Source organism: Aliiroseovarius crassostreae (genome assembly GCF_025137635.1).
GTDB classification, from domain to species: Bacteria; Pseudomonadota; Alphaproteobacteria; order Rhodobacterales; family Rhodobacteraceae; genus Aliiroseovarius; species Aliiroseovarius crassostreae.
In genome coordinates, this window is the sequence record NZ_CP080772.1 from 2651818 (window position 1) to 2669463 (window position 17646).

General features: G+C 58.7%; 17 protein-coding genes. 6 read left to right on the forward strand and 11 right to left on the reverse strand.

Annotated elements, in window-relative coordinates; translation table 11 throughout:
* Window position 1: 1 nt before the first annotated feature.
* Together K3J57_RS12725 and K3J57_RS12735 are read right to left on the reverse strand one after the other, a co-directional pair.
* A complete protein-coding gene (locus K3J57_RS12725) occupies window positions 2-2092 on the reverse strand; it encodes a TRAP transporter large permease subunit (protein WP_311196484.1) in 2091 nt (696 codons plus the stop codon).
* Between the two features lie 162 nt (window positions 2093-2254).
* Complete coding sequence (locus K3J57_RS12735; protein WP_259796193.1) at window positions 2255-3307, reverse strand: TRAP transporter substrate-binding protein; 1053 nt, start codon at window positions 3305-3307, stop codon at window positions 2255-2257.
* A gap of 279 nt (window positions 3308-3586) precedes the next feature.
* Between K3J57_RS12735 and K3J57_RS12740 the strand changes: the two genes are divergently transcribed.
* Entirely contained in the window at window positions 3587-4396 is an 810-nt protein-coding gene (locus tag K3J57_RS12740; protein ID WP_259792214.1) for a FadR/GntR family transcriptional regulator, read from the forward strand.
* A gap of 103 nt (window positions 4397-4499) precedes the next feature.
* On the forward strand, window positions 4500-5147 hold the full coding sequence (locus tag K3J57_RS12745) for an HAD-IB family phosphatase (protein WP_259792215.1): 648 nt from the start codon (window positions 4500-4502) through the stop codon (window positions 5145-5147).
* A gap of 43 nt (window positions 5148-5190) precedes the next feature.
* Here the strand turns inward: K3J57_RS12745 and K3J57_RS12750 are convergent, their stop codons facing one another.
* The 4 genes from K3J57_RS12750 to K3J57_RS12765 all read right to left on the reverse strand — a co-directional run bounded on the left by K3J57_RS12750 (window position 5191) and on the right by K3J57_RS12765 (window position 7840).
* Complete coding sequence (locus K3J57_RS12750) at window positions 5191-5736, reverse strand: VOC family protein (protein ID WP_055192792.1); 546 nt, start codon at window positions 5734-5736, stop codon at window positions 5191-5193.
* Window positions 5737-5887: 151 nt separating this feature from the next.
* Window positions 5888-6229, reverse strand: a complete 342-nt coding sequence (locus tag K3J57_RS12755; RefSeq protein WP_259773309.1) for a carboxymuconolactone decarboxylase family protein — start codon at window positions 6227-6229, stop codon at window positions 5888-5890.
* A gap of 116 nt (window positions 6230-6345) precedes the next feature.
* Complete coding sequence (locus tag K3J57_RS12760; protein ID WP_259787070.1) at window positions 6346-7110, reverse strand: amino acid ABC transporter permease; 765 nt, start codon at window positions 7108-7110, stop codon at window positions 6346-6348.
* 10 nt (window positions 7111-7120) lie between these two features.
* On the reverse strand, window positions 7121-7840 hold the full coding sequence (locus K3J57_RS12765; protein WP_173486787.1) for an amino acid ABC transporter ATP-binding protein: 720 nt from the start codon (window positions 7838-7840) through the stop codon (window positions 7121-7123).
* A 221-nt stretch (window positions 7841-8061) separates the two neighbouring features.
* Here K3J57_RS12765 and K3J57_RS12770 point away from each other — a divergent pair, with 221 nt between their 5' ends.
* Together K3J57_RS12770 and K3J57_RS12775 are read left to right on the forward strand one after the other, a co-directional pair.
* Complete coding sequence (locus tag K3J57_RS12770; protein WP_259775990.1) at window positions 8062-8838, forward strand: transporter substrate-binding domain-containing protein; 777 nt, start codon at window positions 8062-8064, stop codon at window positions 8836-8838.
* Between the two features lie 136 nt (window positions 8839-8974).
* Window positions 8975-10066: a M24 family metallopeptidase gene (locus K3J57_RS12775; RefSeq protein WP_259792217.1), complete on the forward strand. Its 1092-nt coding sequence runs from the start codon at window positions 8975-8977 to the stop codon at window positions 10064-10066.
* 260 nt (window positions 10067-10326) lie between these two features.
* On the opposite strand, the gene K3J57_RS12780 is transcribed toward K3J57_RS12775, so the two are convergent.
* The 5 genes from K3J57_RS12780 to K3J57_RS12800 form a co-directional block, all read right to left on the reverse strand.
* On the reverse strand, window positions 10327-11301 hold the full coding sequence (locus tag K3J57_RS12780) for a dipeptide ABC transporter ATP-binding protein (protein ID WP_259785031.1): 975 nt from the start codon (window positions 11299-11301) through the stop codon (window positions 10327-10329).
* The gene (locus K3J57_RS12785) at window positions 11298-12290 is read right to left on the reverse strand and encodes an ABC transporter ATP-binding protein (RefSeq protein WP_259773312.1); all 993 of its coding nucleotides are present in this window, start codon (window positions 12288-12290) and stop codon (window positions 11298-11300) included. Before K3J57_RS12785 ends, K3J57_RS12780 begins: the two co-directional genes overlap by 4 nt.
* 3 nt (window positions 12291-12293) lie before the next feature.
* Window positions 12294-13190 (reverse strand): ABC transporter permease subunit, encoded by an 897-nt coding sequence (locus tag K3J57_RS12790; protein ID WP_055192798.1) that lies wholly within the window; start codon window positions 13188-13190, stop codon window positions 12294-12296.
* Between the two features lie 5 nt (window positions 13191-13195).
* Window positions 13196-14203 carry an ABC transporter permease subunit gene (locus K3J57_RS12795; protein WP_055192799.1) on the reverse strand — a complete coding sequence of 336 codons (1008 nt, stop codon included), beginning with the start codon at window positions 14201-14203 and terminating at the stop codon, window positions 13196-13198.
* A 71-nt stretch (window positions 14204-14274) separates the two neighbouring features.
* Entirely contained in the window at window positions 14275-15870 is a 1596-nt protein-coding gene (locus K3J57_RS12800; protein WP_259796195.1) for an ABC transporter substrate-binding protein, read from the reverse strand.
* A gap of 279 nt (window positions 15871-16149) precedes the next feature.
* Here K3J57_RS12800 and K3J57_RS12805 point away from each other — a divergent pair, with 279 nt between their 5' ends.
* Both K3J57_RS12805 and K3J57_RS12810 read left to right on the forward strand, forming a co-directional pair.
* Window positions 16150-16788 carry a GntR family transcriptional regulator gene (locus K3J57_RS12805; protein ID WP_173495887.1) on the forward strand — a complete coding sequence of 213 codons (639 nt, stop codon included), beginning with the start codon at window positions 16150-16152 and terminating at the stop codon, window positions 16786-16788.
* A gap of 109 nt (window positions 16789-16897) precedes the next feature.
* The gene (locus tag K3J57_RS12810; RefSeq protein WP_259796197.1) at window positions 16898-17578 is read left to right on the forward strand and encodes a Crp/Fnr family transcriptional regulator; all 681 of its coding nucleotides are present in this window, start codon (window positions 16898-16900) and stop codon (window positions 17576-17578) included.
* Window positions 17579-17646: the final 68 nt, after the last annotated feature.

Here is a 17646-nt window from a genome sequence, read left to right on the forward strand (position 1 = left end):
CTTAATAGGCGACCGATGGCAACCAGGTGGCAAGCGCGGGCCAGAGGAAGACCAGCATCAGGCCCAAGAGCTGCAAGAGCACGAAGGGAATGATGCCCTTATAGATGTCGGTCAGCCGGATCTCGGGCGGGCAGACCCCCTTGAGGTAAAAGAGCGCAAACCCAACCGGGGGCGTGAGGAAGCTCGTCTGCAAGGTCACCGCGACAAGGATCACGAACCACACAAGGGCCGGTTCATCAATCGCCCCAAATCCGGGGATATCCAGCCCCAGCGCGTTCACGATCGGGCGCATCAAAGGCAGCACAATCAGGGTGATCTCGATCCAGTCCAGCACAAACCCCAGAAGGAAGACGATGAAGAGGATCATGAAGACCGTGCCATTGGCACCCAGCCCCGCACCGTGGATCATGTCTTCGATCAGCGCATCCCCCCCCAGTTCGCGCAGCACATAGCTGAACACGGTTGCGCCAAGGAAAATCGCGAAGATATAGGCGGTGGTGTTGAAGGTGGCCTTCAGCACATTCACCAGCTTGCGCAGCGTGAGCTTGCGATAGCCCAGCGCCAGAAGGGTCGCGCCAAGCGCGCCCACGCCAGAGGCTTCGGTCGGCGTGGTCAGCCCTGCAAAGATCGAGCCCAGCACGGCGAGGATCAGGCCCAGCGTTGGCAGGACCGCAATCAACACATTTTTCACAGCGGCCCAGTCAGGGCGGGTTGCCCCCTCGGGCACCGGGGCCACGTCGCGTTTGATCAGGGCGATCACGAAGATATAGGTCAGGTAAAGCCCGCCGATGATCACGCCGGGGAAGACGGCTGCCATGAACAGATCCCCAACCGACAGCGCCATCTGGTCCGCCATGATCACCAGCATGATCGAGGGCGGGATGAGGATGCCCAGCGTGCCCGAGGCGGACACCACACCGGCCGCAAGGCTGGGCGAATATTTCTGCTCCATCATCGAGGGCAGCGACAGAACACCCAACAGCACAACGGAGGCGCCGATAATGCCGGTCGAGGCTGCAAGGATGATACCGATCATGGTCACGGTGATCGCCAGACCACCGCGCACGGTGCCGAACAGGCGCTGCATCGCGGTCATAAGGCGTTCCGCCACGCCGCTTTCATCCAGCATCAGCCCCATGAAGATGAACATCGGCAGGGCCACCAGAACCGCGTTCGACATGGTGGCGTAAACCCGGTTCACCACGGCGCCAAGGGTCAGGTAATCAAGCCCGGTGAAGGTGCTTTCAAGCCCGGTCCACGCCATCAGGTCATTGTCGAAAAGATAGGCCAGCCCGCAATAGGCCACCCCAACCCCGGCCAGCGTCCAGGCCACCGGAAAGCCGGTGAACAGGAGCGCGATAAAGGTGAGGAACATGGCAATGACCAGTTTCTCCTCGGTGCTTTCCACCAGGAAGGTCAGACCGGTGGCGACCACGGCAAAACCCACCAGCGCCCAGAGGATCAGGCGCAGATCCTTGCCCTCGCGTTCCTCGGTATGGGCGACGAAAATGGCGTGGGCATCGTGAATGAGGCGCGCCACGGCGGCCAGCGCCAGCAGCACGAAACTCGCCGGGATCACCGCTTTCAGCGCCCAGCGTGCCGGCAGGCCGGTCGGGCTGTCGGAGCGTTCATTCACCCGCCAGCTTTCGTAAAAGTAATCATAGCCCTGATCGACCATCAGGTAGATGAACGGCACCAGCAAAGCGAGGATCCCGATCACCTCAATCACCCGCTGGGCCCGGCGGCTCAGCTGCATATGCAGGATATCGACGCGCACATGGCTGTCGGTGACCAGCGCATAGGAAATACCGACCATCGTCACCAACCCGTAGAAATGCCACTGCACCTCGTCGAGCTTGGGCAGGTTCACATTGAACAGATAGCGCAGCGCCACCTGGGTCACGATCGCGGCCACCAGCAGAAGGTTCGCCCACATCACCAGATTGCCGACGGTTTTGACCGTCTTGTCGATGGCAACGGCGGCCACCTGCGTGTCACGATCCTCATGTTCCAGGATGTGCTCATACACATCAATCGGATCCAGATCGGGATCATTTGGGGCGGGAATATTCTGGGTCACGTTCTGGGCCATGGGGCGTCCTCCTCAGAAACTTGCGCGCAAATGGCACGGGTCACAGGATGGAAAGGTCACAAACAAATGCGGGAAAAGGGGCGCGGCTTGAACGTGCCGCGCTAAGGTGTGGGGGGCAGGTAGGCCACCGCCCCCCGTTTGCCTTATTGGCGCAAGAATGGGTTACTTGCGCGGGAGGAAGGCATTTTCCTTCCAGATGGCATAGCCATCGCGGAATTCGGTCATGTCACCCAGAACCTTGGCGAAGAAGGCGTCACCCGCGGCCTCTTCCTGCGCCACGGCGTCCCAGTTTTCGCGGAAGGTGGCCAGCATCTCATCATTCCATTTCTTGATCTCGACACCATTGTTTTCCACGTTGTCGATCAGGGCGGCATGCTGGATCGCTTCCCCTTCAGCAAAACTGTCGGTCATCGAGGCCTTGCAGGCGTTTTCGATGATGGCCTTGTGCTGGTCAGAGGCTTCGTTCCACACGTCCTTGTTGACCAGAAGTTCAAACACGGTGGCCTGCTGGTGCCAGCCGGGGAAGTAGTTGTATTTGACCAGTTTGTGGAACCCCAGACGCGCGTCGATGGCGGGCATCGAAAACTCGGTTGCGTCGATGGCGCCCTTCTCAAGCGCCGGGAAAATCTCACCGCCCGGCAGCAGGCTGGTGGCCACGCCAAGACGTTGCATCACTTTGCCGCCCAGGCCAAAGAACCGCATCTTCAACCCGTCCAGGTCACCCGGCTGGTTGATCTCTTTTGCAAACCAGCCCGAGGTTTCCGGGGCGATGATCGCGCAGGGCAGCACTTTGACGTTGAACCCGGCCTGATCATACATTTCCTGATACAGGGTCATGCCGTTGCCATAGTAAAGCCACGCCATATATTCCCCCGCCTCGGGGCCGAAGGGCACGGCCGAAAACAGCGGTGCGGCCGGGATCTTGCCGGCCCAATATCCGGCGGTGGTGTAACCCGAATTGATCTTGCCCGAGCTGACCGCATCAAGGATCTCAAACGGCGGCACCAGCTTGCCCGGCTCATACACTTTCATCTTGAGCGAACCGCCCGACATGAGCTGCAGCTGTTCGGCCACACGTGGAATGGGCGATCCCAGACCGGGCAGAGCGGTCGAGAAAGCAATCGGGGTTTTCAACAGAAGTTTGTCAGCGGCTTCCGCAATCGGTGCGGTCAGCATGGTGGCGGCAATTGCCACCGATGTCAGGGTCTTTTTCATGTGTATCTCCTCCAAGATGCAAGCAGACCGCCTCCACGGCTGCCCTGTGCCATCGGGCACTCCCTAAATTGGTCAATATTCTTTACCACCAATTTATGTCAACAAATTAATTTACCAGTTAAACCTTTCCACCCGAGCCATGCGCTCATCCCAGCCGGATGAAGGAAGGGCCGGGAAATCCCGAAAAAACCGATCTGCATCAGCGCATTGAAGCAAGAATTGCCGCAGGAATTTCCCCCAACTTTCCTTTGAGATCCGAGGCAAAAGCGGTAAAGATAAATGACAACCGGCACAGTTCAGGGGATGCAGGACATGGGGGATACAAGCCCGTTTGAGCAGGTGGGGCACGAATCGATTGCCGAAGCCGTGGTGCACCAGATCGAGCAGATGATCGTCGACGGTATCCTGAAAGAAGGGCGCAAACTGCCCTCGGAACGAGAGCTGGCCGAGGCGATGGGCGTCTCTCGTCCGAAGCTGCGCGAGGCATTGCAGACACTGGAAGATCGCGGACTGGTCCATGTGCGCCATGGCGAAGGCACCTTCATCGCCACCCTTTCAGGCCGCGCCATGTCCCCTGCCATGCTGGCCCTTTATGCCCGCCATGGCAGCGCCTTTTACGACTATCTGGAATATCGCTCGGAACAGGAGGCGTTTGCCAGCCGCCTTGCTGCTGAACGCGCCACCTCCTCTGACAAGGAACGTCTGAAGGATATCATGAACGATCTTCAGTCCGCGTGGGAAACCGGCGATGCCGAGGCCTCAAGCGAGGCCGATCTCGCGCTGCATGTGGCGGTGGTGGATGCCAGCCAGAACACCACGCTGATTCACATGATGAGCTCGATTTACGACCTCACCCGGCAGGGGATTTTCTACAATCGCAAATTCCTGCGCACGATGGACGGGAGCGGACGGATGCTTCTGGATCAGCACCGCGAGATTGTGCATTCCATTCTGGACGGCGACCCCGACCGCGCGGAAAAGGCAGCGCGCGACCATCTGAAATTCGTGGAAACCAGCTTTCGCCTCGGTCAGGAGCAAAAGCTGCGCGAAGAGCGTGCCGCCAAGAGACGGCAACTGTCGCGGGACTGACGTTTGGACACGGGAACATGCCGCTGCTGGCGGTGACAAAGCTTTCTTTGGGTGCTAATTCAACGGCGCCTCAGACCCGACCGGGCCTGTTTGGCAAGACGGAATGAACCTGAACAGAGGGGCGGGGCGCACATTGGCACAGGATGTCAAATATGTCTTTGATCTGGACGGCACCCTGACACGGGTGGAAACCCTGCCGTTGATCGCGCGCCATTTCCATATTGAGGAAGAGATTGCCGAGCTGACCGAACGCACCATTCGCGGCCATATTCCGTTTGAAGACAGCTTTCTGAAACGGGTTGGGATCCTCGGGCAATTTCCCGTGGATGCGGTGGATCAGCTGCTGGCGGATATCCCTTTATTCGAGGGGCTGCTTGAGTTCATTCAGCGCCGGCAAAGTGACTGCATCGTCGCCACGGGCAATCTGGATGTCTGGATTTCCACCCTGCTCATGCGCTTTGGCTGCCAGGTTCACAGCTCGTGCGGGCAGGTTGTTGATGGCAAGGTGTCGGGCGTCACACATATCCTGCGCAAGGCCGATGTCGTGGCGGATTTGCAGGCCCGCGGAAATTATGTGGTTTTTGTGGGCGACGGGGACAATGATGCCGGGGCAATGCGCCTGGCAGACCTGTCAATTGCCTGTGGGCTTGTGCATGAACCAGCCGAAGCGGTGATTGCCGCCGCTGACCACATCGCATATCGCGAGACACGGCTGCTTGACCTGCTGGCAGACGTCACCACCCCGGCCTGACCCCAAAGAAAAAGAGGGCCGTAGCCCCCTTTTCCCGTCCGTATCAGCCGTCTTTGTTCAGCTCTTTCGCGTGCAGCCAATCGGCGTGTTTGGGCGCCTTTTTGGTCACGGACCATTCGTTCAGCATGTCCCATTTCACCTCATCCATGCGCTTCAGCATGGCTTCTTCTTCCGGGTCCGGGCAGGCCAGTTCGACACGATGCCCGTTCGGGTCGAAGAAATAGATCGAGTGGAAGATCGAATGGTCGGTCACGCCAAGCACTTCAACACCATTTGCTTCCAGGTGCTCTTTGAACTCGATCAGCGTGGCGCGATCTTTCACCTTGAAGGCGATATGCTGCACCCAGATCGGCGTGTTCAGATCCCGGCCCATCTCCGCCTTTGTGGGCAGTTCAAAAAAGGCAAGCACATTGCCCATGCCCGCATCCAGGAAGATATGCATATAGGGGTCGGGTTCGTGGGTCGAGGGCACATGGTCTTCGGCAATCGCCAGAATGAAATCCATGTTCAGCATTTTTCCATACCATTCCACGGTCTCTTTGGCGTCTTTGCACCGATAGGCAACGTGGTGGATCTGTTCGATTTTCATGGGTGCGGTCTCCTCTCCCGGCGGCCATTCTTAACGGGTGCACTATCGGGATCCATGTGGCGCCTGTCAAGTTCATTTCATTTGCAACGATTTTTTCGAATGAAAGCCCCACCCGCGTCACGCAGATGGGGGCAGGCGTGGTCTTCCGAGATCAACCCTGCGCGCTGAAATGGTCAAACGCGGCGCGCGCCTTGGCGGAATAGGCCAGCGACGGGCCACCACCCATATAGGTCGCCATGGCCAGCGCCTCGTTCAATTCCTCAACCGAAGCCCCCAGTCGCACCAGATGCTGCACATGAAAGCCAATGCAACTGTCACAGCGGGTTGCGATCGCAATCCCCAATGCGATGAATTCCTTTGTCTTTTCCGAAAGTGCCCCGTCCTTCTTGGCGGCCACACCCATTTGGGTGAACCCTTTCATCGTGTCCGGCACATCCTTGCCAAAACGGCCGATATTGCCCACGGTTTCTGCCATGAACCCATCCCAATCCATCCCACCACTCCTTCTGGTCTTCTCTGCACTCACCCATATTGGCGGGAAAAGAGGCGAAGGGAAGTCCGGTGACGAAGAGGTGACCGGGACGTGATCACCCCGGTGGCACAGCGCGATCAAACCCCGCGCTCATCCGCCCCCATGCGCCGCTCCAGCCAGCGCACGGCGGAGGAGATGATCAGCACCAGTACGAGATATTCGAGAATCAGCAACGAATAGATTTCCAGCGGACGATATTCCGTGACCACCAGCTCATTGGCGCGGCGGGTCAGTTCCTGCATGCCGATCACCGAGGCAAAAGCGGACATTTTCACGATATAGATAAACTGGTTGGCCAATGGCGGCAGGATCCGGCGCACCGCCTGCGGCAAGATCACATGGCGCATCGCCTGCGCCTTTGTCAGACCAACAACCTGCGCCGCTTCGCTCTGTCCGCGGGGCACGGACTGGATCCCTGATCGGAAAATCTCGGCCGTAAAAGCACTGTCCGAGATCGCCAGAGTGATCACAGCCCCCCAAAAGGGATCAATATTCAAAGAGATGCCGACGGATTTAAGCACAACCGGCAGGCCATAAAACACCCAAAACAACATCGGCAGCAAAGGGATGGCGCGGACGAACTCGACATAAATCCGGTTTGGCAGACGGATCCAGCGATTGGGCGACAGGCTGGGCAGGGCCACTAAAAGCCCGATCATGATCGAGGCCCCCGCCGCCAGCAAGGACACCTGGATGGTCGAGGAAAACCCGCGCATCAGAAACTGGATATTGGTCCAGCCCGCCTTTGTGGTCGGGTCGATCACATACCAGCCCCAATTGCCGGGTTGGCTTGCACAGCCCGCAAGCAAGGCCAGAAGGGCAAAGGGCAGAATTCGTTTCATCATTTCGCCCTCAATGGCTCAGGATCTTGTTGAGGAAATCCGCAAAGCGGGAGGATTTTGGCGCTGTGAACACTTGGTCCGGCGTCCCCACCTCAACCAGTTCTCCACCATCCATAAAGGCAATCCGATCCGCCACCCGGCGGGCAAACCCCATTTCATGGGTCACGCAGATCATGGTCATGCCATCTGCCGCCAGCTCCTCCATCACCTCCAGCACCTCGGCAATCATTTCCGGGTCCAGGGCTGAGGTCGGTTCGTCAAACAGCATCACCTTGGGCTCCATGCAAAGCGCGCGCGCAATCGCCACCCGCTGCTGCTGCCCCCCCGACAGCTGCCCCGGTTTTTTCGCCGCCTGATCGGGTATCTTCACCCGTTCCAAAAGCGCCCGCGCCCGCTCCTCTGCCGCGTGGCGGGTCAGGCCCATTGCACGGATCGGCCCAAGGGTGAGGTTGTCCAGAACGCTCAGATGCGGAAACAGGTTGAATTGCTGAAACACCATGCCGACATCCCCGCGCCCGACATCGGCAGGCCCGCCGCCAAGCACGCGCAGCTCCCCTCCTTCAAAGGGTTCAAGATTGGCGATGCAACGCACAACGGTGGATTTGCCCGACCCGGACGGTCCGCAGATCACCAGTTTCTCACCAGCCGCCACCTCAAGCGTCACATCCTTGAGCACCTGAAACTCGCCAAACCATTTGTTCAGCCCGTTCACCCTCACCGCAGCCTGCATCGCACGTCCTTACAAGTGATCACCAATCCGTGAGGTGGTGACGACAATTCACATTTTGTTCTAATATAAAGAAACGAACCGCATCTGATAGCCCAAAGCGTTTCGCGGCGCACCGTTTCACAGGGTTGTGACAAAATGCGTGCAACATGAATATGATACCTGCACCTCACCCTTGGAGCTGGCCAAACAGACGGGGTCGCACATAAGAAAAGGAACCTTCCATGGCATTTCTACGAACTCTCGGCGCAGCTCTGGTCGCTGGTCTGACCCTTGCAGCCCCGGCGCAGGCCCAGTCCGCCCTGAATGACATTCTGTCCAACGGTGTTTTGAAAGTTGGCACCACCGGCGACTGGAACCCGATGTCCGTGCGCGACCCGGCCACGGAAAGCTACAAAGGCTATGACATTGATGTCATGACCGAGCTGGCCAAGGATCTTGAAGTTGAGCTGGAATTTGTACCAACCGACTGGAAGACGCTGGTGAACGGGATTGTCGCAGGCAAATACCACATGACCGGATCCGCTTCGATCTCCCCCTCCCGGATGAAGGTGGCGGGGTTCTCATCGCCCTATATCTCGGTGCAGATCGGGCCCTACACAACCGAAGACAAGCTGGGCCGGTTCACGGATTTCGCCTCGATCAACGCACCGGACGTGAAAGTGGCAACGACCCTGGGCACCTCGTTTGAGAAAATGGTGCGGGACTGGTTCCCCAACGCAGATATCAAGGTGGTCGAGGCCCCGGCCCGCGGGTATCAGGAAGTGATCGCAGGCCGGGCTGACGTCTTCATCACCTCAAATATCGAAGGCGCCACGCTGACCGAGAAATTCCCCCAGATACGCCGGATGGAGGTCGATGCCCCCGCGCGCCCGACACCCATCGCCATGATCCTGCCGCAGGCTGATCAGGTCTGGATCAACTATGTGAACAACTGGATCAAGCTGAAACAGGAAAAGGGGTTCTTCGCGGCCACCGCCGCCAAATGGGGTCTTCAGTAAGAACGCATAAAATCTGCGCTGTGAAACGGGGGCTTCGGCCTCCGTTTTTCTTGCGCAGCGCAATTGGATCCAAAATCCACTTGACGAAACCACCCCGTCATGCGCCCATGCCCCACGATCACATGAAGGACTGCTGATGGACTACTCCGCCCGCCTGACCCGCCTGCGCCAAAAAATGCGTGACACCGGAACCGATCTGGTGGCAGTAGGACCAACCAGCCATCTGGCCTGGCTGACCGGGCTGGATCCGCATGGGGATGAGCGCCCGGTGCTGTTGCTGATCACACAGGATCAGGCCGAGTTTCTGATGCCTGCCCTGAATGCCGACAGCGTGCGCCAGCACACCGCGCTGCCCTTCACCACCTGGAAAGACGCTGACGGGCCGCACGGCGCGCTGGAGGATATCCTCACCCGCCTCACCCTGCCCGTCCAGCCGAAACTGGCTCTGGACGAAATGATGCGATCCGACTTCTCCTTCCTGCTGCTGGACAAACTGCCGGGGGCCACACATGCGTTTATGCAAGACACAATCGGTGCGCTGCGAAAGGTCAAGGAACCCGCCGAATATGATGCGCTGAAGGCAAGCCACCTTGTCAACGACATCGCTCTGACCCGCGCTTTTGACGGGTTGCAGGACGGGATAAGCGAAGAGGACGTGGCCGCGATCATTGCCGCCACCTACGCCGAACATGGCGCAGAGGTCGAGTTCATCAACGTGGCCTTCGGCCCCAACGGCGCCTTCCCCCATCACCACACTGGCCCAACCACGCTCAGCCGAGAGATGGCCGTGCAGATTGATTGCGGGTGCCGCCACATGGGATATCCCGCTGACAACACCAGATGCGGCTGGTTCGGCACACCAACCAATCACTACAAAGAGATTTTTGCCATTGTCGAACAGGCTGTCAAAGCCGGACTGGCCGCAGCCAGACCCGGCGCAACCTCAGGCGACGTCGACAAGGCCGCACGGGACGTGATCATTGCCGCAGGTTACGGCGAAACCCTCGCGGCCCGCGTCGGCCACGGGCTCGGTCTTGATCTGCATGAAAAGCCCGACATCGTGTCAAACTCAGATGTCGTGCTCGAAGAAGGCAATGTCTTTTCGATTGAACCCGGCATCTACCTTCTTGATCAGTTCGGCATCCGCCTTGAAGAGATTGTGATCCTGCGCGCCACCGGCCCCGAGGTTTTTTCCAACCTTCCCCGCGACATGGTCATCCGCAACTGAGCCAGTTTCTCCTTGCCAGAAATACTTCGGGGTGAGCCGCGCAAGCGGTGAGGGGCAGCGCCCCTCAGGCTCACGACGTGAGCCACCAAAAGCGCGCTGGAACGCAAGTAAAAGCGCCCGCTGCCCACCCATTGCGCCCGCGCCTTTTCTCCCTACGGTCGACAGGCTTTGGGGTGGCTCAAACCTACGGTTTGAGCCTGTGCCTCCGGCGGAGGTATTTGGGGCAAGAAAAAAGGGCGCCGATTGGCACCCCTTTCCCTTTAGGTCGCACCGTTCTCCGGGTGGAAACAGGCAAACCGATGTGCGCCATCACTCATATCCGGACGTGAGGCACGACAGTCTTCCGTGGCCTTCCAGCAACGTGGGTTGAAGGCACAGCCTACGGGCACATTGAGCGGTGAGGGCAGCTCTCCCTCCAGTTTGATCCGCTCCTGTCGGCGGGTCGGATCGGCCATGGGGGTCGCGGACAAAAGTGCCTTGGTATAGGGATGGCGCGGATTTTCGAACACCTCTTCCTTGGCCCCTTGCTCCACCGGTTTGCCCAGATACATCACGATCACATCATCCGCGAAATGACGCACCACTGAGAGGTCGTGACTGATGAACAGGTAGGCCAGGTTGAACTTGTCCTGCAGATCGGTGAGCAGGTTCAGCACCTGCGACTGGATCGAAAGGTCCAGCGCCGAGACAGGTTCATCAAGGACCAGGATTTCCGGCTCAAGCATCAGCGCCCGGGCCACCGCGATCCGCTGCCGCTGACCGCCCGAGAACATATGCGGGTAGCGGTTGAAATGCTCGGGGCGCAGCCCCACCAGTTCCACCATTTCCCGGGCCCGGCGTTCGCGCTCTTCGGCGGAGACCTCCGGACGGTTCAAAAGCAGCGGTTCCATCAGGATCTTGCCGATGGTCTGGCGTGGATTGAGCGAACCGTAGGGGTTTTGGAACACGATCTGCACCTTGGCGCGCAGCACCTTGTCGCGCAGTTCATCACCGGGCTGGATGTCCTGCCCGTCAATGGAAAATGACCCCGAGGTGGGCGTGTCGATCATGGTTACGAGGTTGGCGAGGGTGGATTTCCCACACCCACTTTCCCCCACCACGGCAAGGGTGCGGCCGGGCACCAGCTCAAAACTGGCGCCATCCAGCGCGCGCACCGTGTGGGGTTGCCCAAACAGACCGGATTTCACCTCGAAATGGCGGCGCAGGTCGGTTGCGGTCAGGATCGGGGCGCTCATGCCGGGACCTCCTTGATTTCTTGTGGTTCACCCTGCTCAAGCGGGCGGTGACACAGGGCCTTGCCCAGATCCGCATGGGCCGCGACCGGCGGTTTGGTGCGGCACAGGTCATCGGCAAAGGCGCAACGGGGCGAGAACAGGCACCCCTGCGGGCGATCAAACTGCCCCGGCACCACCCCCGGAATGGTCGGCAGATGCCGCCCGGTGGCCCGTTCCGGCAGGGCTGCAAGCAGGGCCGCCGTATAGGGGTGATGCGGGTTGGCAAACAGGGCGTTCACTTCCTGCTCCTCCACCCGTTGGCCGGCATATTGCACGCTGACACGTTCCACGGTTTCCGCAACCACACCCATGTCATGGGTGATCAGAATAAGCGCCATGCCTTCGGTTTTCTGCAGGTCGATGAGCAGATCAAGGATCTGCGCCTGGATGGTCACATCCAGCGCGGTGGTGGGTTCATCCGCGATCAGCAGCTTGGGTTTGCACGCGAGCGCCATGGCGATCATCACCCGCTGGCTCATCCCCCCCGAGAGCTGGTGTGGGAAGACGTTCAGGCGTTTCTTCGGATCGGGGATGCCGACCTGCTCCATCAGCTCCACCGCGCGGGTTTGCCGCTCGGCGCGGCTCAGATCGGTGTGCTGGCGCAGCACCTCTTTGATCTGAAAGCCAACCGTATAGCAGGGGTTCAGGGATGACATCGGTTCCTGAAAGATCATCGACACATCTTTGCCGATGATCTTGCGACGCTCTTTCGGCGACAGGGTCAGAAGGTCCTTTCCATCAAACTCCATCTTGTCGGCAGTGATATTGGCGGTCCAGGGCAACAGCCCCATCATGGCGAGCATCGACACGGACTTACCGGATCCACTTTCCCCCACGATGGCAACCAGCTCGCCTGCATCCACAGTCATGTCGACGCTGTCCACCGCACGGAAAGGCCCGTTTGCGGTGCGAAACTCGACAGTGAGGTTCTTAATCTCGAGAAGGCTCATGCGTCAGCTCCGTTTCAGCTTGGGATCAAGCGCATCGCGCAGCCCGTCGCCCATCAGGTTGATGGCCAGCACGGACACGAGGATGCAGACACCGGGCAGGGTGACCACCCACCAGGCACGCAGGATGAACTCTCGCGCCTCGGCAAGCATGGTGCCCCATTCCGGCGTGGGGGGTTGCGCGCCCATGCCAAGGAAGCCCAGGGCCGCCGCGTCCAGAATGGCGGTTGAGAACGACAACGCAGCCTGCACGATGATCGGCGCCAGACAATTGGGCAGCACGGTCACGAACATGGTGCGCAGACGGCCTGCGCCTGCCACTTTGGCAGCGGTCACGTAATCCTTGGTGCGTTCCGAGATCACCGCAGCGCGGGTCAGGCGCACGAAATGCGGCTGCAGAACCAGCGCGATGGCGATCATGGCGTTGATCAGGGACGGCCCAAGAATGGCCACCAGCACCAGCGCCAGAAGCAGCGACGGGAAGGACAGAATGATGTCCATCAGGCGCATGATCAGCGTATCGACCCATTTCGGCGCAAAGCCTGAGATCACGCCGATGATCACCCCGAAGAATGAGGCGATCGACACAACAATCACACCGATGAAGAACGAGAACCGTGCGCCGTGCAGCAGGCGCGACAGCATATCGCGGCCAAGCGGATCGGTGCCCAGAAGGAACTCGGCTGATCCGCCTTCCTGCCAGAATGGCGGCTGCAACAGGTGGTCACGGAACTGTTCGTTCGGGGCATAGGGGGCAATCAGCGGGGCAATCAGGGCGATGATGAAAAACGCCATGAACACATACATGCCGATCACGGCACCCCGGTTTTCGCGGAAATAGCTCCAGAACTCGCGAAGAGGGCTGGGCGGCTGCATCGTTTGGGTTGCGGAGGTATCGGTCATCTCGCTCAGCCCTTTCTGATTTTCGGGTTGATCCAGCCGTAGAGCACATCCACGGTCAGGTTCACGATCATGATGATGGACGCAATCAGCAAAAGCCCGCCCTGCACCACCTGGTAGTCACGGCGGAAAATACTGTCGACCATCCATTTGCCGATGCCCGGCCAGGAAAAGATCGTTTCAGTCAGGATCGCACCGGCAAGAAGCGTGCCGACCAGAAGGCCGATCACGGTCACGACAGGAATAAGCGCATTTCGCAGCGCGTGCTGGCCGTTCACCCGCAAGGGTGACAACCCCTTGGCCTTGGCAGTGCGCACATAATCCTCGCCCAGCACTTCCAGCATGGCCGACCGTGTCTGGCGTGCAATCACAGCCAGCGGGATGGTGGCCAGCACAATGGTCGGCAGGATCAGGTGGCTCACGGCGGAGGCAAACGCGCCTTTCTGTCCCGACAGGAAGCTGTCGATCAGCATGAAGCCCGTCACTTCGTCAAAGAAGTAAAGGAACGAGATCCGCCCTGAAACAGGCGTCCAGCCCAGGCCGGAGGAAAACACGATGATGAGCAGGAGAGCCCACCAGAAAATTGGCATGGAATACCCGATCAGCGCGCCGGTCATCAGCGCCTGATCAAAGAACTTGCCCCGGTTGACGGCTGCAATCACACCTGCCGGAATGCCCACCACAATGGCCAGAATGATCGCACAGATCGACAGCTCCAGCGTTGCCGGGAACAGCGCAAAGAACTCGGACACAACAGGTTTCTTGGTCACGAAAGACGTGCCCAGATCGCCCTGCATGACGCCCCAGAGATAGTCGACATATTGTCGCCAGATCGGTTGATCGAAACCGAACTGTTTGACCAGCTCAGCATAACGTTCTTCGCCGACACCCCGTTCCCCTGCCAAAAGCAGGATCGGGTCTCCGGGAAGCAGGCGGATGAAAAGGAAAGAGACGATCGTCACCCCGATGAACGTGGGCACGAAGGTCAGCAGTCTGCGCAGCAGAAAGGACAGCATGGTTGTGGCTCGCTTGAACTGGCGAGGCCGGGCGCATGATGCGCCCGGCCCTTATTTCGTTGAAAAACTTATTAGTTTTCGAGGCTTACACCGTAGAAGATGTGACCACCCAGCGGGTCGATCTTATAGCCTTTGACCTCATTGCGCAGCGGCATGTGCACGATCGAGTGCGCGATGGTTGCCCAGGGCGCTTCACGCTTGAACACAACCTGCGCTTCTTCATAAAGCGCGGTCCGCTTGGCCGGATCGCTTTCCTGCTTGGCCTGTTCGATCAGCGACTGGAACTCATCGTTACACCATTGCGCGCGGTTCGAGCCACCTACACCGTCACAGCCCAGAAGAACGGCCAGGAAGTTGTCGGGGTCGCCGTTGTCACCGGTCCAGCCCAGCAGAACGGCACCGTCACGGTCCTTGTCCTTCGAACGCGACAGGTATTCACCCCATTCGTAAGACACAACCTCGGCCTGCACACCAACCTTGCCGAAATCTTCCTGGATCAGCTCAGCCATGCGACGGGCATTCGGGTTGTAGGGACGCTGAACCGGCATCGCCCAGATCTTCATTGACAGATCGGTCACACCGGCGGCTGCCAGCATCTCTTTCGATTTCACCGGATCATAGGGATCGTCAACGATCGCGTCATTATAGGACCAGATCGTCGGAGGGATCGGGTTCTTGGCGATTTTACCGGCGCCCTGGAACACCACGTCGATGATGGCCTGCTTGTTGATCGCCATGTTCAGCGCCTTGCGCACTTCCGGCTTGTCAAACGGCGCAACCATCGCGTTGTACGCCAGATAGCCAACGTTCAGGCCTTCCTGCTCGGTCAGGTTGACGTCAGCATCTGCACGCATGGCGTCAATGTCAGCCGGGTTCGGGTAGGGCATGACGTGGCATTCGCCCGCTTTCAGCTTTTGATAACGAACAGCCGCATCCGGGGTGATCGCAAAGATCAGGTTGTCCACATCCGCTTTGCCGCGGAAGAAGTCCGGGTTGGCGGCATAGCGCACAACGGCATCTTTCTGATAGCCCACAAACTGGAACGGACCAGTGCCCACCGGCTGCTGGTTCAGGTTCTCAGGCGTGCCAGCGGCCAGCATCGCATCTGCATATTCTTTCGAAACGATCGACGCGAAATCCATGGCCAGGTTCGAGACCATCGGCGCTTCGGGGCGCGTCAGCACGAATTTCACCGTCATGTCGTCGACTTTAACGATCTCTTTGATCAGAGACGGCATCGACATGCCGTTGAAATATTCCCAGGTGCCACCCGACACTTTGTTATACGGGTTCGCTTCGTCACCTTGGCGCTCAAACGTGAAGATCACGTCGTCGGCATTCATGTCACGGGTCGGGGTGAAGTAGGGGGTGGAGTGGAATTTCACACCCGAACGCAGGTGGAACGTATATTCCAGACCATCCTCGGAAACGTCCCAGCTTTCGGCCAGTCCGGGGATCACATTGGTGGTGCCGGTTTCAAATTCGGTCAGACGGTTATAGATCGCCTTTGACGACGCATCAAACGTGGTGCCCGAGGTGTAAAGTGCTGCGTCAAAGCCTTCCGGTGAGCCTTCCGAGCAATAGACCAGCGTACCACCAGCCAGGGCTGTTGACGCAGTCATGATTGCGGCTGCGGCAAAGCCGGCCAGCGTGAATTGTTTTTTCATGAGTTCCTCCCAATCAGGTCTACGCGCCAAACGGCGCGGAATGGGGGCAGCTTATGAGGAAGATTAACGCAAATCAACACTGATATATCAGCAAAATATTTGCCGTATTAACATGCGTTTACGCAATATTGTTACCGCCATCATGGGGTATTTTGATCTTTTGGTAAAGCGCCCACCAAAAAGTGATTCACCTGACTTTACGGAAAGGTCTTCAAAATTGCGGCGTTACTGATATATTAGTGACACGCCAACACGCGGCCAGCAGCCGGAATCAACCCCATGTCCAACCCGCCCAATCTTGCCACCCAGGCCTATCTCGCGATCGAGGAACGGATCGTGACGTTGGTGCTGGAACCCGGATCGCTGATTTCCGAACGCAGTCTGATTGACATGATCGGGCTGGGCCGCACCCCGGTGCGCGAGGCGATGCAACGGCTGTCCTGGGAGGGGCTGATCGAAGTGCGCCCGCGAGCCGGGATCAAAATTGCCGATATTCGCGCCGAAGATTGCGCCAAGGTCACGGAATTGCGGCAGGTGCTGGAACCACGGCTGGCCCGGTCGGCCGCACGTTTCGCCACCCCCAATCTGCTGGATGACATTCAACAGTATCGGCAAATGATGCTGGACAGCCTGCCTGATCAGGACGCCTCACTTTACCTCAAAGCGGATAAAGGGTTTGATGAGGCCTTGATGGGCGCGGCCGAAAACCCCTATCTGACCAATATCCTGGCCCCCCTGCAAACCCATTCGCGCCGCTTCTGGTTTCGCTATTTCTCCCGCGACAGCATGGAGCGTCTGGCACAGGGCCATATCGCGGTCATGGATGCAGTTCTGGCCCGCGATGACCTGCGCGCCTTCCAACAGATGGAAACCCTGATGGGTGTCGTGGCCATCCATGCTCAGGCTTTAAAAGATTGATTTTGCAATCTTCTTTCAGCTGAGAAACCAATTTGAAAATTTTGATCTGCGTCAATCCATTGTTACATTTCACTCGTTAAGATGTTCCTCTGTCATCAAGGAACACCCCATGCGCGAAAAGCCCACCAACACCCTGGCGTCACTTCCGTTCTTTTCCCAGTTGTCCCCCCATGTACGCGCCTGCCTGATCAAGAAATCCACCATCCGCAGCCATAAGCGCGGAGAGCTTATCGCCCTGCAAGGCGATCTGAACCCCACGTTGAAAATTGTGATCTCTGGCTGGGTCAAGCTTTACCGCCTCACCCAAAGCGGAGAAGAGGCAACCCTGGCGATGCTGAAACATGGTGAAAGTTTTGACGAGGTGCCCGCCCTGTCCTCAAGCGCCGCCTTTCAATCCTCGGAAGCGATCACCGACTGCTCGGTGCTGCATCTCGACCTCAGCGCAATCTGCACCTGCAAGAATGCCTTCGCGGAACTGCATCTTGCTGTGCTGCAGGCCGCGCATGATCACGCCCATGACATGATCCACCATATCGAGCAGCTGAAAGGCCAGACCGGGGCGCAACGCCTGTCCGGTTTCCTGCTGGACCTGATCAGCGCGAATGATGACGGAGAAGAGCTGACCCTGCCCTTTGGCAAAAAGGTTCTGGCCAGCAAGCTCGGCATGAAACCGGAAAGCCTGTCGCGCGCATTTCGCCAGCTTAAACCCTTTGGGGTGGCCAGCCAGGATCGGAAAGTGCATCTGGGCAATGTGGCGGGGCTGCGAAACTTCTTTCTGGAATGTGCCTGATCCGTTTGCCCATTGGCGGCTAACCTGAGCCAAACAAAAAGCCCCGGCCAGTTCGACCGGGGCTTTGA